Source organism: Alphaproteobacteria bacterium US3C007 (assembly GCA_034423775.1).
GTDB lineage: Bacteria > Pseudomonadota > Alphaproteobacteria > Rhodobacterales > Rhodobacteraceae > Thalassovivens > Thalassovivens spotae.
Window position 1 is genome coordinate 153,014 of the sequence record CP139918.1, and the last position, 23,272, is coordinate 176,285.

The 23,272-nt window shown below is 47.3% G+C and carries 22 protein-coding genes, 1 tRNA gene and 2 pseudogenes; 17 read left to right on the plus strand and 8 right to left on the minus strand.

The features are described from left to right. Positions 1 to 38 precede the first annotated feature (38 nt). Both UM181_00765 and UM181_00770 read left to right on the plus strand, forming a co-directional pair. Positions 39 to 584, plus strand: coding sequence for a CIA30 family protein (locus UM181_00765; GenBank protein WQC63177.1), 546 nt, complete (start codon positions 39 to 41; stop codon positions 582 to 584). A 126-nt stretch (positions 585 to 710) separates the two neighbouring features. Then, the gene (locus UM181_00770; GenBank protein ID WQC63178.1) at positions 711 to 1,730 is read left to right on the plus strand and encodes a histone deacetylase family protein; all 1,020 of its coding nucleotides are present in this window, start codon (positions 711 to 713) and stop codon (positions 1,728 to 1,730) included. Between the two features lie 333 nt (positions 1,731 to 2,063). Here UM181_00770 and UM181_00775 read toward each other — a convergent pair whose 3' ends face one another. After that, the gene (locus UM181_00775) at positions 2,064 to 2,612 is read right to left on the minus strand and encodes a pyridoxamine 5'-phosphate oxidase family protein (GenBank protein ID WQC63179.1); all 549 of its coding nucleotides are present in this window, start codon (positions 2,610 to 2,612) and stop codon (positions 2,064 to 2,066) included. Positions 2,613 to 2,981: 369 nt separating this feature from the next. On the opposite strand from UM181_00775, the gene UM181_00780 reads away from it, so the two are divergent. Next, complete coding sequence (locus UM181_00780; GenBank protein WQC63180.1) at positions 2,982 to 3,167, plus strand: hypothetical protein; 186 nt, start codon at positions 2,982 to 2,984, stop codon at positions 3,165 to 3,167. A gap of 261 nt (positions 3,168 to 3,428) precedes the next feature. Here UM181_00780 and UM181_00785 read toward each other — a convergent pair whose 3' ends face one another. The 6 genes from UM181_00785 to UM181_00810 are packed head-to-tail and all read right to left on the minus strand — an operon-like array spanning position 3,429 to position 7,149. Next, positions 3,429 to 3,617 carry a hypothetical protein gene (locus tag UM181_00785; protein WQC63181.1) on the minus strand — a complete coding sequence of 63 codons (189 nt, stop codon included), beginning with the start codon at positions 3,615 to 3,617 and terminating at the stop codon, positions 3,429 to 3,431. Positions 3,618 to 3,629: 12 nt separating this feature from the next. Further along, the gene (locus UM181_00790; GenBank protein ID WQC63182.1) at positions 3,630 to 5,624 is read right to left on the minus strand and encodes a hypothetical protein; all 1,995 of its coding nucleotides are present in this window, start codon (positions 5,622 to 5,624) and stop codon (positions 3,630 to 3,632) included. Then, a complete protein-coding gene (locus UM181_00795) occupies positions 5,621 to 5,938 on the minus strand; it encodes a hypothetical protein (GenBank protein ID WQC63183.1) in 318 nt (105 codons plus the stop codon). Before UM181_00795 ends, UM181_00790 begins: the two co-directional genes overlap by 4 nt. After that, the gene (locus UM181_00800) at positions 5,935 to 6,489 is read right to left on the minus strand and encodes a hypothetical protein (GenBank protein ID WQC63184.1); all 555 of its coding nucleotides are present in this window, start codon (positions 6,487 to 6,489) and stop codon (positions 5,935 to 5,937) included. The genes UM181_00795 and UM181_00800 overlap by 4 nt, the downstream gene beginning before the upstream one ends. 5 nt (positions 6,490 to 6,494) lie before the next feature. Beyond that, positions 6,495 to 6,806: a hypothetical protein gene (locus UM181_00805; GenBank protein ID WQC63185.1), complete on the minus strand. Its 312-nt coding sequence runs from the start codon at positions 6,804 to 6,806 to the stop codon at positions 6,495 to 6,497. Beyond that, positions 6,799 to 7,149 (minus strand): hypothetical protein, encoded by a 351-nt coding sequence (locus tag UM181_00810; GenBank protein ID WQC63186.1) that lies wholly within the window; start codon positions 7,147 to 7,149, stop codon positions 6,799 to 6,801. Before UM181_00810 ends, UM181_00805 begins: the two co-directional genes overlap by 8 nt. Before the next feature lie 304 nt (positions 7,150 to 7,453). On the opposite strand from UM181_00810, the gene UM181_00815 reads away from it, so the two are divergent. From UM181_00815 to galU (UM181_00825), 3 genes are all read left to right on the plus strand, one after another. Further along, positions 7,454 to 8,620 (plus strand): nucleotide sugar dehydrogenase, encoded by a 1,167-nt coding sequence (locus UM181_00815; GenBank protein WQC63187.1) that lies wholly within the window; start codon positions 7,454 to 7,456, stop codon positions 8,618 to 8,620. 303 nt (positions 8,621 to 8,923) lie between these two features. After that, positions 8,924 to 8,997, plus strand: a tRNA-Cys gene (locus UM181_00820). A 95-nt stretch (positions 8,998 to 9,092) separates the two neighbouring features. Beyond that, a complete protein-coding gene (gene galU / locus UM181_00825) occupies positions 9,093 to 9,914 on the plus strand; it encodes a UTP--glucose-1-phosphate uridylyltransferase GalU (protein WQC63188.1) in 822 nt (273 codons plus the stop codon). A gap of 286 nt (positions 9,915 to 10,200) precedes the next feature. Here galU (UM181_00825) and UM181_00830 read toward each other — a convergent pair whose 3' ends face one another. Then, entirely contained in the window at positions 10,201 to 10,698 is a 498-nt protein-coding gene (locus UM181_00830; GenBank protein WQC63189.1) for a transcriptional activator RfaH, read from the minus strand. A gap of 413 nt (positions 10,699 to 11,111) precedes the next feature. Between UM181_00830 and UM181_00835 the strand changes: the two are divergent. The 11 genes and pseudogenes from UM181_00835 to UM181_00885 all read left to right on the plus strand — a co-directional run bounded on the left by UM181_00835 (position 11,112) and on the right by UM181_00885 (position 23,158). After that, a pseudogene (locus tag UM181_00835) lies at positions 11,112 to 12,817 on the plus strand (MarR family EPS-associated transcriptional regulator). Positions 12,818 to 12,876: 59 nt separating this feature from the next. Continuing rightward, complete coding sequence (ahcY, locus tag UM181_00840) at positions 12,877 to 14,262, plus strand: adenosylhomocysteinase (GenBank protein ID WQC63190.1); 1,386 nt, start codon at positions 12,877 to 12,879, stop codon at positions 14,260 to 14,262. A 13-nt stretch (positions 14,263 to 14,275) separates the two neighbouring features. After that, positions 14,276 to 15,457 (plus strand): annotated as a pseudogene (gene metK / locus UM181_00845) (methionine adenosyltransferase). Positions 15,458 to 15,557: 100 nt separating this feature from the next. Beyond that, complete coding sequence (locus UM181_00850; protein ID WQC63191.1) at positions 15,558 to 16,550, plus strand: NAD-dependent epimerase/dehydratase family protein; 993 nt, start codon at positions 15,558 to 15,560, stop codon at positions 16,548 to 16,550. Further along, positions 16,547 to 17,398 (plus strand): UTP--glucose-1-phosphate uridylyltransferase GalU, encoded by an 852-nt coding sequence (gene galU / locus UM181_00855; protein ID WQC63192.1) that lies wholly within the window; start codon positions 16,547 to 16,549, stop codon positions 17,396 to 17,398. Before UM181_00850 ends, galU (UM181_00855) begins: the two co-directional genes overlap by 4 nt. 274 nt (positions 17,399 to 17,672) lie before the next feature. Then, a complete protein-coding gene (locus UM181_00860; GenBank protein ID WQC63193.1) occupies positions 17,673 to 18,335 on the plus strand; it encodes a hypothetical protein in 663 nt (220 codons plus the stop codon). Beyond that, positions 18,328 to 19,218: an NAD-dependent epimerase/dehydratase family protein gene (locus UM181_00865; GenBank protein ID WQC63194.1), complete on the plus strand. Its 891-nt coding sequence runs from the start codon at positions 18,328 to 18,330 to the stop codon at positions 19,216 to 19,218. The genes UM181_00860 and UM181_00865 overlap by 8 nt, the downstream gene beginning before the upstream one ends. Then, on the plus strand, positions 19,209 to 19,925 hold the full coding sequence (locus tag UM181_00870; protein WQC63195.1) for a CMP-N-acetylneuraminic acid synthetase: 717 nt from the start codon (positions 19,209 to 19,211) through the stop codon (positions 19,923 to 19,925). Before UM181_00865 ends, UM181_00870 begins: the two co-directional genes overlap by 10 nt. Next, complete coding sequence (locus UM181_00875) at positions 19,925 to 21,472, plus strand: ABC transporter ATP-binding protein/permease (protein WQC63196.1); 1,548 nt, start codon at positions 19,925 to 19,927, stop codon at positions 21,470 to 21,472. Before UM181_00870 ends, UM181_00875 begins: the two co-directional genes overlap by 1 nt. Continuing rightward, the gene (locus UM181_00880; protein WQC63197.1) at positions 21,469 to 22,287 is read left to right on the plus strand and encodes a hypothetical protein; all 819 of its coding nucleotides are present in this window, start codon (positions 21,469 to 21,471) and stop codon (positions 22,285 to 22,287) included. The genes UM181_00875 and UM181_00880 overlap by 4 nt, the downstream gene beginning before the upstream one ends. Position 22,288: 1 nt before the next feature. Then, positions 22,289 to 23,158: a sugar phosphate nucleotidyltransferase gene (locus UM181_00885; protein WQC63198.1), complete on the plus strand. Its 870-nt coding sequence runs from the start codon at positions 22,289 to 22,291 to the stop codon at positions 23,156 to 23,158. The last annotated feature ends 114 nt before the right edge of the window (positions 23,159 to 23,272 follow it).

Genomic DNA, 23,272 nt, shown 5'->3' on the forward strand with positions numbered 1-23,272 from the left:
CTCTCACGTTAAGGTTCTGAAAGTGACGGGAATTGCAGATGACAAAATGGATCTACGGGTTGGTTTTTAGCCTGCTCATCAGCCCCAGCTGGAGCGATACGAACATGATCGACGCCTTTGAACAGCAGCCAGAACGCCGCTGGCGTTATTTTTCCGATCAAGTGATGGGCGGTTTATCACAAGGCCAAGCAAATTTTGTTAAAACCGATGCCCGCTTTAGCGCGCATTTATCGGGTTGGGTCACGACGCAGAATAATGGTGGATTCATCCAAATACGCCGCGAGATCAACGGCTCCAACTACCCTGATGCAAAAGGCGTGACGCTCAAAATTAAAGGCAATGGAGAACGCTATTACCTGCATCTGCGGACAAAACAAACGCGGCTTCCCTGGCATTATTATCAGGCCAGCTTTGACAGCAGTTCAGACTGGCAAAGCTTTTCCATACCGTTTTCCAGCTTTGAACGATCCGGCTGGGTCTTGGGGGCGGAAATCGACCCCGCAAGCATTTCAAGCTTGGGTATCGTCGCCTACGGAAAAGATCATCAAGCAGATCTTTGGATAGATGAAATTGGGTTTTATTAAATAAAGATGGTGGCCTCTGATAGGAACGTATCAGCCAAAACGGAGGCATCAAAGCGATCTGCGATTTTTTGATATCCCCACCGCGTTGGGCCTGTTAGGCTTGGCCCAGCCCAAAAGAGGATGCGTATGAAAAGTTTTTTAGACCCAAGGCAAACTTTGCACAATCCAGCGCATTTCATGTTTAATGGCCGCCAAGCAGAGAACCCCGAAACCCCCGCACGTATCGAAATTTTAAAGGCAGGCGCTGAAGCCGCCGGCTGTGCGTTTGAGGCCCCAAGAGATTACGGGCTTGGCCCAATCGGCGCCATCCATTCTCCGCGTTATTTGACGTTTTTGCAAAATATTTACACCCGGTGGGCGCGAATGAAAGACGGTGGTGATGAGGTGATACCAAATATCCACCCCGCCAACCGAGTGGATTCTTATCCGGCCTCTGCGGTGGGACAGGCGGGGTTTCATCAAGCCGATACAGCCTGCCCGATTTCAGCCAATACATGGGAGGCGGCTTATTGGTCGGCTCAATCAGCGATCGCTGGGGCAGAATATATGCTGCAGGGTGGCAGCCACGCCTATGTGCTATGCCGCCCCCCTGGCCATCACGCCATGAGCGAATTGGCTGGCGGGTTTTGCTTTTTGAACAATGCCGCTATTGCTGCGGATCTTTTAAGCAAAGCCGGCCGGCGCGTCAGCGTTTTGGACATAGACGTGCATCACGGAAACGGAACGCAGAATATTTTTTACCACCGAAACGATGTTTTCACAGTGTCACTTCATGCAGATCCGGCGCGGTTTTATCCTTTTTATTGGGGGCACAGCGCTGAAACCGGAGCTGGTTTGGGCGCAGGCTATAACCTGAACCTGCCGCTTCCCCGCCGCAGCGATGATGCCGATTATTTAACCGCCCTTGCGCAAGCTTTAGAGCAAATTCAAGCCTATGGCACCGATTGTTTGGTGGTTGCCCTGGGCCTTGACGCTTATAAAGGCGATCCCTTTCAGGGCCTTGCAGTGAGCAGCGAGGGCTTCACCCGAATTGGACAGGCCATCAGCGCTTTGGGCTGCCCGATCCTTTTGGTTCAAGAAGGCGGGTATATTTGCCCAGAATTGGGCACAAATTTAACGGCAGCTCTCGCAGGCTTTACAGCCTGATGGCGCAGATCAACCCCACCATATGTTTGCGCATTGGGGCAAAGAATGACACTTCTAAACATATAAATGAAAACAACGCTTAAGGCGATATTATTGCTGCTGCTCTAACCCCTGCTTTCTGTCTTATCTCTTGGTCTACTGGGCTTTTATACTCAGGATTTCACGCGGCTGAAGCGTCGATCTAACAAGGTTTTCTGGCGGCCCTGCCCAACTTTGTGCAGATGCTATATACAGGCGCATTCAGGTTTTACAAAACCACCCTCTATATCCCAGAATGGCGCTTACCATTTTTTTGCGGGATTGCCGCCTCAAACATCGCTTTAACCGATTACATTAGGGCGAAAGCCATGTTCCGGCCCAGCGGTCGTCAGCTTGAAACACCGCCCGGAAATGTTGCTCTTTGAGCGAAAGAACCTCAAGCTTTTGAACCGCACAACTGCAAACCATAAACTGCGATTTCGACGGAGTGAGCGCATAGGCAAAGGCGTCACGGATCGCAAGGCCGGTGCGCGGGGTTTTGCCATAAGCAATTTGACTGGGTCCGGGTACGTTTTGCCATTGCGCATCGCGATGGGCATCTTGGCGGAGCGCGATGCGGGCGTGAAGCCGCAATTGGATGGCGCGATCAGGGTCCCAAAACAATAATTGAGCCTGTGGATTGGCCTGCAACTCGGCGCATTTCGAACTGCCAATATCGGTGTGAAATTCCAAATTTTCGCCCGCACGATCAACGCCGCGCAGCACCACATGGCGCGCCTGTGGTTGGCCCTCTCTATCCACCGTGGCCAAGGACATCAGCCGAAAGGGCGACTGCCCATCCGCCTGCCCTTCCTCCAGAAGGCCCCATGCCTGATCCAAAAGCTTTGGTAACGAGATGTTCATGTGGTTTGCCTTTTGTGACAAGAGTAGAGCGTAAGCCGACTGACATAGGAAAGAGCCGATCCCCTTCCTCATCCCCAAGTAAAGCATTCAAGCGCTTAATCAAGAACGGCCAATATCACCCCAGATATAGAAATCTTCACTCGTGCAAGCATGACATCCAACAATCCGAGGACTTGGCAGGCCTGACCGCTCTATGAAACATGTTCGCTTTTAAATGCCCAAGCGCAAGCCAATAGCCTTTATATCAAAAGTCTACTGCATTTTTGAAAGCTTACTCAAAATTATAATAACGAATATAAATATATACTAAAGGGCTATTTAATTTTCATTTCGATTGTAAGTTTCGGAAAGCAGGCAGGCAACACAAAGATGCAAAATTTAATTGAGTTTACAGTTGCGTTTGGACTTGGATCCATGGTCACAACTTTCATTCAAATATGGTATTCAACGCGAAGAGATTTTAAGGCGCGCCAGTTTGCCGAAAAACGTGACGCGTTTGTCGGATTTTTGAAAGCACAATCCGATGTCCGAGCTCTCTACACACGTGAAACATAAATGGAATTTCACCACTGGCGTTTCCGCTGCGACTTGGTCAGTTCTTAAGAAGTACGCCAAGCAATACAAGATGTTTTGAATCCGAAAGTGACAAGCCATGAGGAAAAGGAGCGTGCCTATTTCACCATGGTGACCACTATGCGCAATGATTTAGGTTTAACCGAGTGAAAAATAATTTACTTTTGGTTGATCTAACTGCCAATAATCAAGGGGTTTTATTAATAAAGGCAACAAGGGTTTTTGTATCTACAACTTGCGCTTCTATTTTTGTTTGATCAGCTTCGCGCGCTCAATTTTCAGCAACGAGTATTTAAACCAGAAGTTTACCAAAAACCCGGCTGCAGCGAGGCAAAAGCCGCCAATCGCCAGCCATTGATTAATCGTTAAAGCGCCAAAGGCCGAGATAAACGCCCCGCTCCATGTCCCTGCATTTATCATTCGGTCAACCATATCCGCTCCTTCTTATTTTTGGGTATTTTGCGCGGCGATCTGCGCGTAATCTTCGGTCAGCGCAATCGCGCCCTGCATGATCGCCTGCATCTGATTGTAATCCACCAAAGGCTCGGCATTGGTGGTTTGAATGGCCACATTCTCGGCGTTGCGCGGCGCATACTCATAGCCCGCGAACAGCGCTTTTGCGCCGCTTGCATCGATATAGGCTTTAACCTCAACCCGATTGGTGGCGCGGGCCCGCGCCTCGATCACAGGGCGCAGCACCGCCAAGCCCGATGGCGTGGCCTGATAAACATCCTCGCCGCTTAAGCCATAAAGCCCCAAGGCGGTCAGCCCTTCCTTTGTGCCCGCCGCATAATCGGTAAAACGCAGCCATTGCTGCGTGGTGATATTAAAATGATCGCCGCTAATCGTGGCGCGCAGCACATCAAACCCTGCCCCGTAAGGATCGGCAATGATCGCCATATCTGACGCGGTGATCAGCGCCGAGATATCGGTGTTTACATCCATATTTGGCGTTGCGTTCAGCGCCATGAATTCAAGCTGATCAATCTCGCGCACATTGATCTCTTTAACCTGCGCATAATGCCCAGGCTTGGCAATCGCCACCCGCAGCCGCGTCAGCCCAGAGGTGTCAAACCGGTGGCTGATCGCCTCTTGATAGGGGTAAAGCTCTTTGCCCTGCGCCACATCTGCGGCATTCCAAACGATCAATTTGGTGGCTGCGCCGCCAAAATCCTGCACACGCATCGCAGAAGACAAGCTGATGCTGCCAAAACTTTCCAGCAAACTTGTTGGCGATTGCGCTCCGTTGATCGCTGAAAGCTGCACCGCCCCGCCGCTGATATTTTCCACAACCGGAATCCGCGTGGCATTCAAAACATAAGCGCCGGGGCTGGTGATAATCAGCAAATCGCCATCGCCTGTCACGGGCCCCGGCGTTGCGGCGCGGATCACCTTTTCCACCAGCGCCACCGATCCACCGCCCTCTAAAACCGTGATGCCATCCAAATCCACCGCGGGCGGGGCGCAGATCTCAACTGCGTTTGATCCATTGGCGTTGAGTAAGGTCAATTCATGCGGCCCAACATATTGCACTGCGATATCGCGCAAATTGGGATCTTGCATGAAGCGCAGATCATCAAGGATCAGCCGGTAATCGGTGGCATTGGTTGCCTGAACAATCCGAATGGCGCAATTCTGCCCGGCAAATTCTGTACCAGAAAGCGCATCCAGCGCCGCTTGTTGCTGCGCCACATTGCCTTCAATCACGTGAAGCGGCACAACGCTGCGCTCGAACAGATCGCGGCACTCAGCTGCGTTGAAGGAGCGATCATTGAACATGCCCAGCATGGCAACATCTTTGATCACCCCGCCCATTTGCATTTGCGCGCCGTTATAGCTTTTTAGCCCAACCTTACAGTTTCCAATGCCAATATCCGCGTTATGCCCCGGAAAGGGCTCGGTGCCATCCTGTTCCACCGTGTGTTGGTGCACACCGTTGATATAAAGCAAAATCCGCGTGCCCGCCCCCTCATGCTCCCTGGGGCGCTGCCAGATGAAACAGATAAAATAGGGCCGATCCACCTCAGCCAGAAACGCTGATTGCGCGATCAAAAACGGTTGTCCGTCATCGGCTGCTTGCACCGTAATGGCGCGGGCAATCCCGACCAGAATGGCGAAGTTATTGCCCCCGCCGCCTTGGGCATAAATCCCCGTTGGGGCATCCACGCGGGTGCTGGCAAACCAAATACAGAGCGTGCGATGCTGATAGAGGTCTTTTTTATTGTTGATATCATCGCAGCGCGGGATGGTGCCGCGTTGAAACTTATCGGCGCTGGCGCGATAGCTGGCGCTGATGCCTTCACAAATCTTTGCGCCCTCAAAGCTGCCGCCCAAAGGATCAAAGGCAATCGGCAAACCATCACCCAAGGCGGTGGCATTATCCAGCATCAGCAAATGCGTTGCGCCCAGCGTTTGTGTAAGATGCGTGCGAATACTCATGCGTAGCTCAACCCTTCCCGATCTGCCCAAAGCCCCGCCGCGCTTGTCATGGTTTCTGCAGCGCGATCCCAGCGATTGATCCGATTGCCCAGATCAAAATAAATATACGCCGCATGGGCCGCGCTTTGGCGGGCGGGCGTAAAGCCGCCGCCGGTGCCGCCCCCGTCACCCGCGTTCAGCTTATGCGCCGCGCTGCCGGTTTGATCGCTCGCATAAAGATCAAACCCTGCGCCCGTGCGCAGCAGATATAGCGCGTTGGGTTCTAGCGGATCAGGCAAGGCGGCAACCAGCTTATGCGCCCGAAACGCGCTCACCAGCCTATCGTTGCCCAATCGGTGCTGACAGCCGATCCTGCATAGGTCAGACGGCCCTCCACCTCATCGATTTTATCCAGCTGGGTTTTATTGGCATGGCTGTGCTTTTTGGCCACAGCATCATCAATCTCGGCCACCGCGCTGCTCGGCTTGCCGCTTAGGCTGGCCCATGTCAGCGCCAGATCCATGCTTTCAGCCTCGCTTATTTTAACCCAAAGATCGGGGCTGGCGCGATAGGCATAGGTGGCCGCGCCGCTGGATATCGTGGCATCGGCGCTGGCATCCAGCACCAGCACAATGGCATTCTCGCTGAGATCCAGCGCATCGCGGGCCGCAATATCATCCACGATATCCATCGCGCCCAACCCGCCAACGGCTGCATCAATCAGGCTTTGCACATCCGCTTCGTTGATATGGCGGCGCACCGTTGAAGCGCTGGCCCCTGTGACATAGATTTCAACGTAATCCGTGCCAGAGGTCACAAGATAGATCGCATGCGCTTCCAGTGGCGATGGCAATGCAGTGACTTTGTGAATTTGAAATCGGGCCATAGGGTTTACCAATCTATTGTTGAATATTCCAAATAGGGCGCAAACAGCGTTCCCTCTGCTGTTGCGCTCAAAGCGTTATCGGGGTGATCTGACAGGCTGGCTTTTGCGCCGCTATCGCCGCGTGGTCCCTGCGGGCCAGAGGTCACAATTTCCAGCAGTACATCTTTTTGTGGCTGCAACTCGATCACGGCTGCGGGCGCAAGCAGCAGCTCAACCAGCTCGGCTTTGGGCGCAAAGACCTCAAGGCTGGTCGAGAGGTGCTGCGCAATCTCGATCACGCGCCGCGCCGCGATCACCTCAACAACCGCGTCAGTCATCATTATACACTTTGGTCACGTTGATCTGACCGTGCAGAATAAGCCGTTGCGCCGCGCCCTCGCGCCGTTCAAGCGTGTATTTCAAATAAGAATGCGCGCCCAGCGCCCGCGTATTCTCAACGCTAAAGGGCACCACGATCTGCCCTGTCTCAGAGGCCCAGGTGATATCTGGGGTGGCTTTGCTGAGAACCGCGCTGCCCCCCGCGCTGGCGATAAACACCAATTTTGCACCCGATAAATCAACCGGCTTGCCAGAGGCAGGTATTTTGTAATTCAACACCAAGCCCAGTTCATGGCCCATAGTGCCCGATGTGCCCGGTATAATCTCAATATCATGCTGCATGGTTGGTTCACCTTTTAACGGGTGGCCAAGATATAAGCTCAGATGTTTCTTTTGCTTTAGAGCGGCGTACGCTGAGCATCATGATCCCAGCGCAAGCCATAAAAGATAAACAAAAAAGCCAGTTGCGCTTAAAGCTTTCCTCCTTAAAGAAAGCGCCTGACAGATAATGCTGGGGCCATTCCTTCTATCAGCAAAGCTTGCACGTGCCCTGCCCTCAATGCGTTTCTTTACACCGTTCAGTTGCGCGATTATCAAAGGTGCAATCCAAAGCGTGACACGCCGCGGCACTCGAAAGGTTTAAGAAATGAAAATAGTTGTTGTGGGCTTGGGATATGTGGGGGTCGCCAATGCGGCCGTTCTGGCGCAACAGTGTGAGGTGATAGGCGTGGATGTTTCACCCCAGCGGGTGGCTCTTTTAAATGCCCGAAAATCTCCCATCGGGGATCAAGACTTGCCCGATTTCCTTGCTGCGGGTGATCTAAATCTAAGCGCGACAACAAATCTGCTCGAGGCTTTACCTGGCAGTGATTATGTTATCATTGCAACCCCCACCAATTATGATGAGAAGCTGAATTTTTTCGACACGCGGTCCGTTGAAGACGTGGCTGCTGAGTGCATGGAACACGCACCCGAGGCCTGCTTGGTGATAAAGTCAACAATTCCAGTTGGCTTTGTGGATGGATTGCGCAGCAAATTGCAGAGCCAAAATATTTTTTTCTCACCAGAGTTTTTACGCGAAGGCTCTGCGCTACACGATAACTTAAACCCAAGCCGTATTATTGTGGGGGACCAGTCGGAAAAGGCAAAAATATTTGCAGAATTGCTCAAGTCAGCCGCAGATTCAAAAGACCCTACCTTGCTGCTAACGGGCACCCGCGAAGCGGAAGCGATCAAGCTTTTTTCAAACACATATCTCGCAATGCGGGTGGCTTTTTTCAACGAATTAGACAGTTACGCGATGTCGCGAGGCTTAGATAGCCGAGAAATAATTGAAGGTGTTTCTTTTGATCCGCGGATCGGAACGCATTATAATAACCCCTCTTTCGGCTATGGTGGATACTGCCTGCCCAAAGACACAAGGCAATTGCTCGCAAATTACGACAGCGTTCCGCAGAACATCATCCGCGCAATTGTAGATGCGAACACAACGCGTAAAGACTTTCTGGCCGAAGATATCTTAAAGCGGTCACCTCGCAAAGTTGGAATTTTTCGCCTTACCATGAAATCGAACAGCGATAACTTTCGACAATCCTCAATACAGGGCCTTATGAAACGGATTAAGGCCAAAGGAATTGAGGTTGTGATATATGAGCCTGCGCTCGCGCAAGAGCAGTTTTTCAACTCGCCGGTTATGCGAGACTTAGAGGCCTTTAAAGCGGCTTGCGACGTGATTTTGACAAACCGCATGTCTTCCGAGCTAAAGGATGTAGCTGATAAAACCTACACGCGCGACTTATTTGGAGAGAATTGAGCCACTTTCAAAATCTACGGCCAAATTTGCGTGGTTCAAATTTTTTTAATAAGATCCTCGCCTTTATAGCGTCAATAATATTGAACAATTTTTAAATAAAGTCTTTTTTGGATTGCTGGGTTTGTGCGCGCATAAATACGTTACAAAGAAACACGCTTCAGGAGGTAACCGTATAAAATCAATGTTTAAATATAAGTTTGACAAACCGTGGCATACGCAAGGCGCAGGTAATCATCGCACCCCGTCTAGCACGACACCGCTTGCACATCTTCTTCCCTTTGTGTAACACGCAACGGCAACCGAGGCGGGTTGGTAGAGTGGTTATGCAGCGGATTGCAAATCCGTGTACACCGGTTCGATTCCGGTACCCGCCTCCAATAAAATTATGTTGTAAGTCCTTGTACGTAATTGTAGCTGTAACGACCTACCGTCAGGCAGCTTTTAAAGTTTACATCAACATCGAGTATTTTTTATGACCAAACTCCGCAAAGCCGTCTTCCCCGTCGCAGGTTTTGGGACACGGTTTTTACCAGCCACCAAAGCCATGCCCAAAGAGCTGTTGCCAATCGTCGACAAGCCTCTGATCCAATATGCGGCTGAGGAAGCCATTGCGGCTGGCGTTGATACGCTGATCTTTGTCACGGGTCGCAACAAGCGCGCCATTGAGGACCATTTTGACAACAACCAAGAGCTCGAAATGGCTCTGCGAGCCAAAGGCAAAAATGAACAGGCCGACATGGTCAAGAACATCCTGCCTGAGGGTGTGGAATGCATCTTTGTGCGTCAGCCCGAGCAACTTGGGCTTGGTCATGCTGTGCTCTGTGCCGAACGCGCAGTAGGGAGTGATCCCTTTGCAGTGCTGCTGGCTGATGACTTTCTCACCTATGAGGGTGCCGGTGTTACCGCAGATCTCGCTCGGGCATTTAACGCCATTGGCAAAACGCAGCTCAGCGTCATGGAAGTCAACGGACCAGATATCTCCAATTATGGCGTTGTGGTTCCAAATGGTAAATCAGGATCAGTTACAGGCCTTGTCGAAAAGCCTGATGCTGATAAAGCGCCCTCAAACTTAGCCAGCATTGGCAGATATGTTCTTACTCCGGACATCTTTGATATCCTGCGCAATCAACCTGCGGGAGCCGGTGGGGAAATCCAACTGGCAGATGCGATTAATACGCAAGCCGCCAATAATGCTGTTGAAGCGGTCAGCCTCAATGGGCGTCGTTTTGATTGTGGAAGTGTGCAAGGCTATTTGGATGCCATAATGCATGTTGCTGATCGCAAAAAATACTGATTTTTACGTAAGAGCTATTCCGGCCTTCTTATGTTTTAAATAGATTAGGCTTAGCCTTGGCGGACTAACTGCCACTGCTTTTCGATCGCTTCCAAATTTTACTGCGCCGTTCGTCAACAGAATCCCGATTAGGCTGCGTGCGTCGATGGGACGTGAATGTAAGTTTAGAAAGTGGTGCCATAATGCGCTCCTTATGTGTTTACATAAAAAGCGTATGGTCTGACGCGCAGTTGGACGACCGAAAAGATCTCAATGATTTGAAAAGGCTCGGAAATTAGGAAAGAGCTTACGTAGCGAGTTGTAATTGATCAGCACTGACCTGCATGCGTGTTTTTTGACCCATGAAGTCTAGTAGAACCCAAATGCGCTGCTCAGGATCAATTGTGTCGACTGTTGTAATAAAATTAGCAAAAGGTCCGGTGAGCATTTCCACGCTGTCTCCCTCGCTCAAACTTTTGGGTGGGAGAAGTGTACCAGAGGCATCGCATCTCAGCATCAAACCAGAAATCAATTGAAGTGGAAGCGGCTTTGGTTTGCCCTCAAAGCTCACAAGCTTTGAGACCCCAATCGTACTGTTGATTGTGCGCCAAGGGGCCAAGTCAGAGTTTACTCTGACAAACATGTATCCCGGGAACAGAGGCTTAAGATCACTTACAAAGCGAGAGGCTTTTCTGCGCGTGATCTTTTGCATGGGTAGAAACGTCTCAAACCCTTGCCGGTGCAAGTTGCGTTCGGCCAAGCGATAGCTGTTTGGTTTGAATTGTATCAAGTACCAATGCTTCATCGCGCCACCAAGGTTGATTAATCGTTCATTATTGAGCGATACTAGCAGTTTTCTGAAGATTGATAAACCTGTATTTTGAATAGGGGTATTCTTTAACTTGCCTTAACCTGAATGACCTGTAGTTGAGAGGTTTCTCTTCAAATCATTAAAAATAAACAATTTATAAACCTGTTTCACCTTGATGGATTTTTTCGCATACAAAATTTGATGTCTTTTTGAGATTGCCATATTGTAGTATTGAACGTTTTGGTCTACGACCCAAATTTGAACAGTCATGTATAATCTTGACCTACATCGTTATTTTTTTTCGGCTAAGCTTGCAATTTGCGCGAGGCTTGGTGCGGTAGCCGTTATAAGGGCCCATCTTGGCTAGTCGGCGCGAAGAGCAGCAGGCAGAGACCCGTTTAAAGGTCATGCGGTTGATTTCGCAGAACCCCGAGATGTCCACGCGGCAAGTGGCCGATGAGGTTGGGATTTCAAACGGGTCAGCCTATTATGTGCTCACCGCCCTTGTGGAAAAGGGTTTCGTGAAGCTAGGGAATTTCAAGAAAAACCCACGCAAGGGGCAGTATGCCTATTTGCTGACGCCAAAAGGCATTCGCGAAAAGTCACTCCTCACGCACAGTTTTATCGAGCGCAAGCGCGAAGAATTTGAGGTGCTAAAGGCGGAAATTAAAGCGCTTGAAGAGGAGGCGGGTCTTGCCGCTGAGGCAACACCTGCGCCAAGGGGTGGTAAGCAGTGAGTGAACTGACCTGCTTCAAGGCCTATGACATTCGCGGCGAAATCGGCGTGAATATTGATGAAGGCATTGCCTATCGCATTGGGCGGGCTGTAGCACAGCATTTCAGTGCAAAATCTGTGGTGATTGGATTTGATGCGCGCGAAACCAGCCCCGCCTTTGCCGCGGCGGCGGCGCGGGGGGCAATGGACGCCGGCGCGGATGTTTTGGACATCGGCATGGCTGGGACCGAGGAAATGTATTGGGCGGTGACAGAATTTAGCGCCTGCTCTGGAATTGAGGTGACCGCGTCACACAACCCTATCAATTACAATGGGATGAAAATCGTGAAATCGGCGTCGCAGCCACTGGACGACGCAGCCGATTTTCAGGTGATCAAGGCGCTGGCCAGTGCGCAAGATTGGGCCAGCCCCGCGCGCATGGGCGAAACCCGCGACCTGGCAGGCGCCGCGCGTGACAAATACGTGGACCGCATCCTGGGGTTCGTCGACGTGGCGACGCTGTCGCCCCTGAAAATCGTGATCAATTCCGGCAATGGCGCGGCGGGCCCAACGGTGGACGCAATCATCAATCGGTTGGCCGCGCAGGGCGCGCCACTTGACGTGATCCGCGTCCACCACGAGCCCGACAGCACATTCCCAAATGGCATCCCCAACCCCCTGCTGCCCGAAAACCACGCCGCCACGGCGGATGTGGTGCTGCGCGAGGGTGCGGACATGGGCGTGGCCTTTGATGGGGACTTCGACCGCTGCTTCTTCTTTGATGGGGCGGGTCGATTTGTTCCGGGGGAATATGTGGTGGGCCTGTTGGCATCCATTTTCTTGGAAAAAGAGGCGGGTGCCAAGATTGTGCATGATCCTAGAGTGATTTGGAATACGCAAGACATTGTCGCGCACAAGGGCGGCGTGGCCATTCAGTCAAAGACAGGGCACGCATTCATTAAACAAACCATGCGGGCCGAACGTGCAATCTACGGTGGTGAGATGTCGGCGCACCATTATTTCCGTGACTTCGCCTATTGTGACAGTGGCATGATCCCTTGGCTTTTGATTGCAGAGCTTGTGTCCCGCTCCGAGCGCTCACTGGGTGATTGGGTGAAAGACCGATTTGCCGCTTTCCCAAGTTCCGGTGAAATGAATTTCAAAGTTGATGACGCGGGTAAAGCTATTAAGAATGTTTTGTCAGCCTATCGGGCGGATGCTTTTTCCTTGGATGAAACAGATGGTGTAAGTCTGGCCTTTAACAATTGGCGGTTTAATTTGCGGCGCTCCAATACTGAGCCGCTCGTGCGCTTGAATGTTGAGGGCAAGGGGGAAGTAAATGCTCTTCAAGCGCATGTGAGCGCAATTGCGGATTCGCTTGGTGGGGCGCGTGGCTAAGGCTACCTATAATGGGGTGTTATGGGTAGGTCAAAAGCAGATATTAGTCAGGAAAGCAGATGAGTGATTATGTTGTTAAGGACATAGCTTTAGCGGATTTTGGCCGCAAGGAATTGGACATTGCGGAAACTGAAATGCCTGGGTTGATGGCGCTGCGCTCTGAATACAGCGAAAGCAAGCCACTAAAAGGCGCACGCATCGTCGGCTCGCTTCACATGACGATCCAGACAGCGGTTTTGATTGAAACATTGGTGGCACTGGGTGCTGATGTGCGCTGGGCGTCTTGCAACATCTTTTCAACACAGGACCACGCAGCGGCAGCCATTGCCGCCGCGAACGTTCCTGTCTTTGCGATCAAAGGCCAGTCGTTGGAAGAGCATTGGGATTACTTGGATAAATCATTCATGTTCCCAGAAGGCCCAAACATGATCTTGGACGATGGCGGTGATGCGACATTATACGTTCTATTGGGCGCACGTGCAGAAGCGGGCGAAGATATCATTCCCGTGCCACAGTCCGAAGAAGAGGCCGTGATTAAGGCGCAGATCAAAAAGCGCATGGAACAATCGCCAGGTTGGTTCACGAAAACCCGCGATGCGATCAAAGGCGTGTCAGAGGAAACAACAACGGGTGTGCACCGCCTGTATGAATTGGTGAAAACCGGCCAGCTACCGTTCCCTGCGATCAACGTGAATGACTCGGTTACGAAATCAAAGTTCGACAACAAGTATGGGTGTAAAGAATCCCTCGTCGACGGCATTCGTCGCGCAACTGACACGATGATGGCGGGTAAGACCACAGTTGTCTGTGGATACGGCGACGTGGGCAAAGGCTCTGCCGCGTCACTTCGCGGTGCGGGTGCGCGGGTTAAAGTAACCGAGGTTGATCCGATCTGTGCGCTTCAGGCCGCGATGGATGGATTTGAGGTTCTAACACTCGAAGACGCAGTTGCAACGGCAGACATCTTTATCACCACAACAGGCAACAAAGACGTCATTCGCATCGAACATATGCGCGCGATGAAGGACATGGCGATTGTTGGAAACATCGGTCACTTTGACAATGAAATCCAAGTTGCACACCTAAAGAACCACAAATGGACCAACATCAAGGATCAGGTGGATATGATCGAAATGCCATCAGGCAACCGTATCATTCTGCTGTCAGAGGGTCGCCTGCTGAACCTTGGTAACGCCACTGGTCACCCGTCTTTTGTGATGTCAGCTTCGTTCACAAATCAGGTTTTGGCGCAGATTGAACTTTGGACTAAGGGTGATGAATATAACAATGATGTTTACATTCTACCAAAGCATTTGGACGAAAAGGTTGCCCGCCTGCATTTAGATCGCATTGGTGTGAAGCTTACAACACTCGCCAAAGATCAAGCAGACTACATCGGCGTCATACCAGAAGGCCCATTCAAGCCCGAACACTACAGATATTAAGAGAGCATTTTACATGACAAGAAGCACATATGTATTTACGTCGGAGTCTGTTTCTGAGGGACACCCCGATAAGGTCTGCGATCGCATTTCTGATGCGGTTTTGGACGCCTTTTTGGCGGAAGAGCCGGAGGCACGGGTGGCCGCAGAAACATTTGCTACAACAAACCGGGTTGTCATCGGTGGCGAAGTTGGCCTGTCCAACAAAGAGAAATTATCAAGTTATATGGGTCGCATTGATGAGATTGCGCGCGCTTGCATCAAAGATATTGGATATGAACAAGATAAATTTCACCACGAAACCGTCGAGGTGACAAACCTGCTGCACGAACAATCGGCGCATATCGCTCAAGGTGTGGATGCCGCAGATAACAAAGACGAAGGCGCAGGCGATCAGGGGATCATGTTTGGCTATGCCACCAATGAAACCGAAGAGTTGATGCCAGCCCCCATTTAGTATTCGCATGCGATCCTGCGCCGTTTGGCAGAGGTGCGCAAAGATGGCACAGAACCCACATTGGGACCGGATGCAAAATCCCAGCTGACTGTGCGCTATGAAAACGGCAAACCCGTGGGCGTGACATCCATCGTTTTATCAACACAACACTTGGATGAAGCGATGACATCCGATGATGTGCGTCTGGTAGTCGAACCCTATATCCGCGAAACCCTACCCGAGGAATGGATTGGCGCAGAAACTGCATGGCACGTGAACCCAACTGGGAAATTCGTGATTGGCGGACCTGATGGGGATGCGGGCCTGACGGGGCGTAAAATCATCGTGGACACATACGGCGGTGCAGCCCCCCATGGTGGCGGCGCATTTTCTGGGAAAGACCCGACAAAGGTTGACCGCTCCGCGGCCTATGCGGCGCGCTATCTGGCAAAGAACGTGGTGGCAGCAGGTTTGGCCGAGAAATGCACGATCTAGCTGAGCTATGCGATTGGTGTTGCGCGTCCCTTGTCGATTTATGCAGATACATTTGGCACAGGTCAGGTCAGCGAAGAGCAGATAGAAAAGGCTGCGTCAGACTGTATGGACCTTACCCCACGCGGCATTCGCACGCATCTGGGCCTGAACAAACCGATTTATCAACGCACAGCTGCCTACGGCCACTTTGGCCGCGCGCCCGACGCTGATGGTGGCTTCAGCTGGGAGCGCACCGATTTGATCGATGCGCTGAAGGCGGCCGTGTAGGTTAAATCTGGTATTATGCAAACTTACAAATTATTCCAGACGGTTTAATCAGAGGGGAAATGAAAATTTTCAAACGCCGTAAAAAAGAAGTATAAATAAAATGACCTCAAAAAAAATTACAGTCATTGGCGGTTCGGGTTTTGTCGGAACGAACTTGTGCCGGCAGCTTGCATTGAAGCAACAGGATTTCGAAATTATTGACCTCAAGATGAGCAATCAGTTCCCCGAGAAGTGTAAGATTGGGGATGTGCGCGATGTTGAGGCATTACGTAAAACAATCACCGGTGATGTGGTAGTTAATTTGGCAGCAGTACATCGGGATGATGTACGAGATAAGTCTGCATATTTTCGCACTAATGTGGATGGCGCAGAAAACGTTGCAATAGTATGTAAGGAAAAGGGTATCAATAAGATCGTCTTTACCAGTACCGTCGCTGTTTACGGTTTCACGGAACCTGGGACGGATGAGAACGGTGCTATTAATCCTTACAATGAATACGGTCGCACGAAATTTCAAGCCGAGGAGAAATTTCGGCAGTGGAGCGCTAGAGGTAATAATTCGCTGATCATTGTTCGCCCAACTGTGATTTTTGGAGAGGGTAACCGCGGGAATGTATTTAATCTACTAAATCAAATCGCCTCTGGGAAATTTCTTATGGTTGGAAAAGGCGAAAACAGAAAGTCCATGGCTTATATTGGCAATATCGTTGCTTTTTTGGAGACGTGTATCGCAACAGATCAGAAGTATGGTGTTTACAATTATGTGGATACACCCGACTTGACGATGCATGAGCTTGTTTCACAAGTAAGAGCTACTTTAACGGGCAAGCCTGGTGTCGGTCCGCAGTTACCCTATTGGTTGGGTCTAATTTTGGGATACACTGCGGATTTAGTCGCAATGTTAAGCCGTAAACATTTGCCGGTTAGTGCAATCCGAGTGAAGAAGTTCACTTCGTCCACTGAATTCAAAAGCGCAAAGGCGAGCTTGGAGAACTTCCAAGCTCCTTTTTCACTAAGTCAAGGATTAGAGTGCACATTACAGAGTGAATTTTTAAATCCTGATCCAAATAGTGAAGTGTTTTTCACAGAATGATGTATGCAAGAAAAATTAAGAAAGCTGTCTTTCCCGTTGCCGGTTTTGGTACTCGCTTTCTACCTGCAACCAAGGCGATGCCGAAAGAGCTGCTGCCAATCGTTGATAAACCTTTGATCCAATACGCCGCGGAAGAGGCGATTGCCGCAGGTATCGACACCCTGATATTTGTGACTGGCCGAAATAAGCGCGCGATAGAAGATCACTTTGATGCGAATAATGAATTGGAAACCATGTTGCGCGCCAAGGGAAAAGATGCGCAGGCCGATATGGTGCGTAATATCATTCCCGCAGGTGTGGAATGCATATTTGTGCGTCAGGCCGAACAACTGGGTCTGGGCCATGCTGTTCTATGTGCGGAACGTGCGGTTGGCGGGGATCCGTTTGCAGTGCTACTGGCTGATGATTTTCTTGCGGACTATGAACCCGGTGTGACGGCAGATCTGGCGCAAGCATATGCAAACAGTGGCAAATCACAACTTTCGGTGATGGAGGTTGATGGGCCTAATATCTCAAAATACGGCGTTGTTGTGCCAAATGGAGCGGGTGCGGGTATTGTGGGTTTGGTTGAAAAACCTGATGCGACTGATGCACCCTCAAACCTGGCCTCGATCGGACGTTATGTTCTAACGCCTGATATTTTTGAAACTTTGCGGGGCCTCAAGGCGGGATCAGGCGGGGAAATACAATTGGCAGATGCAATTAATATCCATGCACAGCAGGGCTTGGTTGAAACCGTGCGCCTGAATGGTCGGAGGTTTGATTGTGGATCGGTGGATGGTTATCTACAGGCTTCAAATCATGAATTACATCGCAGACACAGCTCTGTAATTATATCAGTGATTTAGAGATTTTTGAAGGCAGGAATTTGGATATGCCGAAACTGAGATGCATGGAATTATGAAATCTATACTGCACATCGATTAAAGGATACTATTGTGAGGTACATACGTTGTAATAGTAAGACTTTGTTCAATTATAATCTTAGGAAAATCATTAATAGACTGTGTTCTCAGCTCACTCAGCCTGTGAATTTCAAATTGAAACTGAATGCTAACGCTTTCTGTGAAAGAAAGTCATGTAGATGAAATATAAAAATGTATATAGAAAGGCTTCTTCAACATGCGTAAGGTGATTTTAGATTTCGATGGTGTGTTGTTCGACTCAGCAGTCGAAGCGCACGCAGTGTGCGAAAGTATACCCAAAAATTGGAATAATCTTTCGTTAAAAACTTTTTCATTTCCTGAGTTTATGAAGTTTCGTAAGCATATTAATACTAGTACTGATTTTCTACCATATTACGTGGGTAATACAGTCATTGATCAAGAGCTTAAAAAACAATTCAAGGCTACATTTTATGCACAGCGTAAAATAATAAGTCTGACAAAAAATTACGTAAAAGAAAACTTTCCCCCGTATAAGTTTATGTATGATATTCGAGAACTAATTACTGAAAATCCTGATATTTTTTATGTATTATCGACACGAGATGAGGACTCAATTAAAGCAACTTTAAAAAGTTATGTTCAATTTAAACCTGAGAACATTTTCGGGCAGGCGGTATATTCAGCGGCTGGTAGTAAAGTTCAAGCGCTTCAGGAACGGGGACTAGCTTTATCTGATTGTCTTTATGTTGATGATCTGTGCTCTCACTTATATCCTTTCGAGAAGTATGCAACTAAACTAATACAAGCAGATTGGGGATACGGTGAATTAGATGAGTCTTACAGCGCCGATATGGATTCTGCATTACAACAAGTCATGGGGTGGTTAAACGGTGCCTAGAATTTTGATAACTGGTGGAAACGGTTTTATAGGGCAGCATCTAATTAAGAAATTAGTTACTGATAGCGAAAATGAAATCATTAATATTGATATTAAGCCGGCCCTATTCGACTATTCTAACAAGGTCACGAATGTTCAAGCAGACATACGAAACTCAAGTACATTTCGCGATCTGGTAAAAGTAGATGAGGTTTACCATTTGGCCGCACAAACTTCGTCCATATTATCTGAACAAGACCCCCAAGATGATATAACAACGAACATTTTAGGCACTTTGAACATTTGTGAGTACGCGCTACGCTCTGATAGCCTAATAACGTTTGCTTCATCTATGGCTATTTATGGTAATGGAAACGTACACGTAGAAACACCGCCTTCGCCAAAATCGACATATGGGATAACCAAGTTAGCAGCGGAACAACTTGTTAGAAAATTTTTCTCTGCGTCCGGCAGATATAGAATTAGTCGTTTATTTAACGTGTATGGGCCGGGCCAAGACCTACAAAATCTAAATCAAGGTATGCTTTCTATCTTTTCCGCCATGGCGATTAGTCAAAATGCAATCACTGTGAAAGGTTCAAAGGCTCGAACTAGAGATTTCATTCACGTGAGTGATGTTGTTGATCATTGGATAAGCGGGCAAAATTTTGCACAGATTTCAAACGTAGGCACTGGCAAAAGTACTTCTGTAGAGCAATTGGTTTCTATGATACAAAACATTTTAAAGCCAAATACAATTCCAATAATTTACGAAACTGGATTTCGTGAAGATGTTGACACAATAAGATGCCTTGATCCAGTAATCAAAGGTCCAATATCTTTGTCGAATTTTGGATTGAATGAGTTTATAGAATGGGCAAAAGGAGAATTAACTTGCATGTAGCTTTATTAACTGGTCGTGCAGGATCGACGATACAGGATAAAAATTACAGGATTATTAATGGCCGACCCATGTGTGCTTATCCCTGTGCTGCGGCAAACATGTCTGGTATATTTGATGAAACTTACTGTTCATCAAATGACAAAATAATATTGGATATCGCATCCGCTTATGGCTTCAAGGCTGTAATCAGGCCAGATGAGTTTGCGACGTCCACAGCCCAGCACCGTGATGTCATCGACCATTTTTTAAAGGAGTTGTTAAATGATGGCCTAAAACCGAGCCGGATCACTGTATTAATGGCGAATAGCGCAACCATTTCCCCAGCGGACTTAATACAGGCCAATAACTTATTAGATGATGACCAATATGCTACGAGCGCTGTTCCTGTGATTGAAGAGCAAGACCATCATCCGTTCCGAGCGAAGAAATTAGTCGATGGCGCTCTTACAAGCTATTTCAACTTTGATACCGTAATCAGCACTAATCGCCAACAATTGCCAAAAAACTATTTTTTGACTCACACATTTTGGACTATTAGGCTTACTGAGGACGGAAATCTCCCTGTAAGTAATATTGCTCAGCCCTGGACGTTCCTTGGAAATAAATGTTTGCCAGTCCATGTGGCATCATCCATTGATGTTCACAGTGAGCAAGATTTTGAAAAAACTCTACGTTGGCTTGAAGATAATCAGAAACTGGTATTTTAGTGAACATAATATTACAAGTTATTGGTGCGAGAAATCTTATATTGGGATTTCTTCTTGTTGTAATTACTTCTATATTAGAACTGAGCACATACTCCATAATTGTTTCCACGTTATTTAATGCGATTGGGACATCTGAGCCCCGTGTGCTGATGCCGATTTCTGAAAATATATATCTAATTTTGTTTATACTTATTACCTTTTACTTGATTTTAATATTCATGAAATTCGAAACAGCTAAACTATCATTTAGATTAGCAAATACACTGGTAGAAACAACCAGTGAAAATTATATGCAGACCCCTAGCCGCTTGGATAGGGCATCTTACACCGCACTTTCGGCATCGGACAGCAACTATCTGATTATAAATGCATTTATACCTATATTTATGTTTTTAAGTGAGATTTTTATACTAACCATAATTTTCTCTTTCTTATTCTATTTTTATACTATTTCCATGGTGTACTTCTCGCTTTTTTTGATCGGTTCCATATTAGTTTATATACCATTGATAAAATATGTCTTACCACGAGTAGCTGAAAGCCGCCGAACAGTAGAAAGTAATAGGATTCAATCAATTAATGAAATATGTGATCTCGTAGAATACGCATCAAATACTACGGTGCGTAATTTTTTACAGAAAAGATTGACGAGAGCACAAGATAGAATTCGAATAACAGGTTCTGTAGAGTACCTTATACAAGTATTTCCAAAGTACCTAATTGAGATTACTATTTTTCTATTTATTGTTGTTACCACTTTTATATTCGATTTGAAATTAAACTTTATTTTCTTTGCAACCCTATTGCGGGCTGTTCCGTCAATGACGCGAATAATTGCAACAAGCCAGTCTATCAGGATATCGTTACCGATTTTTAAGAAATACCTGCATAATTTGTTGGATACAAATGACGTTAAACCTGCAAATCATATTACTCCAAGTGTTGCGTTTAATATTTCCGCCCTAAGTTCCGCAGGCGGTCAGGGAGAAAAATCTTTTGATCTCGATATTACATTTGGAGAGTTAGTGGTAATTAAGGGTGTGTCTGGCGTTGGAAAATCGACATTCTTACGAAATATCAGTAAACGGTCAAGCTCGGCGCTAATCACACAAAATTCTTCTGCGATACCTTTGTCCGCAACCGCGTTGGAAATAGCTTACGTCCCACAAGAAGTAAATCTTTTGAACGGAACTGTATTTGATAATATCTCGCTTGGGAGAGAGGTCTCGAGGCCATTAATAGTGGAAATGCTTAAGAAGCTGGGAATGCACGAGGTATTTCAATCTAATGACCCCTTAGAGGAGAAAATTGGACCTTCCTATCGAAATTTATCTGTTGGGCAAAGGCAAAGGCTCGGGCTAATACGTGCACTTATATTCTCCGCTGATTTAATTTTACTTGATGAGTTTACTTCCGCTTTAGACGAAAAGTACGAACGTGCAGCAATTGAATTACTTTTGGATTATTCGAAAAATAGTGCTGTGATTGCGATCATGCATAAACCTACATTAGATCATTTAGCTACTCGGATGCTGATTATGACATGAAGCCATTAGTGTTGATAGGTTTAGGTTATTCTGGCAGCACTGCAGTTCTTGACGGTTTTTTGTCATCTGGTAAGTGCTGGTCGCTACCTAATAAACGAGAATTTGACTACTTACGCCAAATGTTTTTGGATTCGTTGAATTACTACCAAACACTCAAAACACCATTTCGGATAATTCGAAATGCTACAAGGGAAACGATTCCTTTGAGCGAAGCATGGCAATGGTTCTTGATCGAGCTATTTTTTCGTAAGAAAAGAGATTTCGAAGAAATAGAGTTATTTTTTCAACGGCATATCGCAGGCGATAAGCAAATAATTTTAAATCAAGGTTTATTTGTCGAGCAGATGCAATTACTTCCGGAAACGTGGAAGAAGATAATTGTTATTAGGCATCCATTTAATAGTTTTCACGATATGACAAAAGAGGGTTATTTTTATAGTTATAAAAATTTGTTAGACGCGCAAAGATGTGGGGCCTCAGATGAATTTATGAAAGATTCACTCATTAATACGTATCTCAAAAGAATCGAATTTCTGACACACAATTACATTAATGTGGAGTTCTTAGAAATTATAGAATTTGAACAATTAATTAAACAGCCCAGACGCATTGTCGAAGATTGTGAAAATAAATTAGAGTTACCGTCAGGTTCGTTTAATTACAACTTAACTGATGCTGCTGCCTCTAGAGCTCGGCAGATATCTAAGTCAACAGCGAAAGCACAACTGATGGTAAATGGGTATACAGGGAAACAACTTAGCCGACTTGAAGAAAATTATCTAGAATTTTGTAAGTGCATAAACAGGAAACGTTAGCGTGAAAACTATTATATTAGCTGGTGGAAATGGCACACGTCTGTATCCCCTAACAGCCACTACGAATAAGCATTTCTTGCAGGTTTACAATAAACCGATGATATATTACTCGATGTCGCTTTCATTATTAGCAGGTTCGAGAGATATACTGCTAATTTGCCGTGAATGTGACTTAGACAACTTTCAAAAATTATTTGGAGATGGTTCACATTTAGGTATTCGCGTCAAATATTCGGTTCAAAAAAAGCCAAATGGACTACCTGAAGCACTGATAATTGGTAAGGATTATCTTGATGGTGATGAATGTCAGTTAATACTGGGTGATAACATTCTTTATGGAAATAATTTGCATGAAATACTGACACCACCCGAGCGCGACGCTTGTAAGATTCTTTGTTATCCAACTTACGATCCCGGTTCATTCGGCATTATTAGTTTTGATGCGAATGAGAAGCCAATCAACATCACAGAAAAACCAGTCGGCCTGAATTTTGGTTATGCAGTACCCGGGGTGTATTATTTTCCGGGTGATGCCTGTGAGATTGCGAGTACATTGAATAAGTCTAGTCGGGGTGAACTTGAAATCGCAGATTTGTTAACACATTATCTGAAAAAAGAGCGTTTGCAGTGTTCAAAATTAGGCCGTGGAATTGCTTGGATGGATGCAGGGACTCCACAGGGTATCTTAAACGCTTCGAACTTCATACAAACTCTCGAAACCAATCAAAATATGATGATTGGCTGTTTAGAAGAACTTGCTTTTCGGAAAAACTTTATTACCAGAAGAGAGCTCGAAAAATTGATTTTAAGTATGCCGTCCGGAGAATATCAGAACTATCTTAAAAGGATTAAAGATCATGAAACATATTGAACGCCATCGATATTCTGACAAGGGCAGCGAATTTATAAACCTTTATGCTCAGAATATTACCACAATAGCAAAAATAGAAAATATTTTCGACCTTGTTTAAGCATGAAAATTATC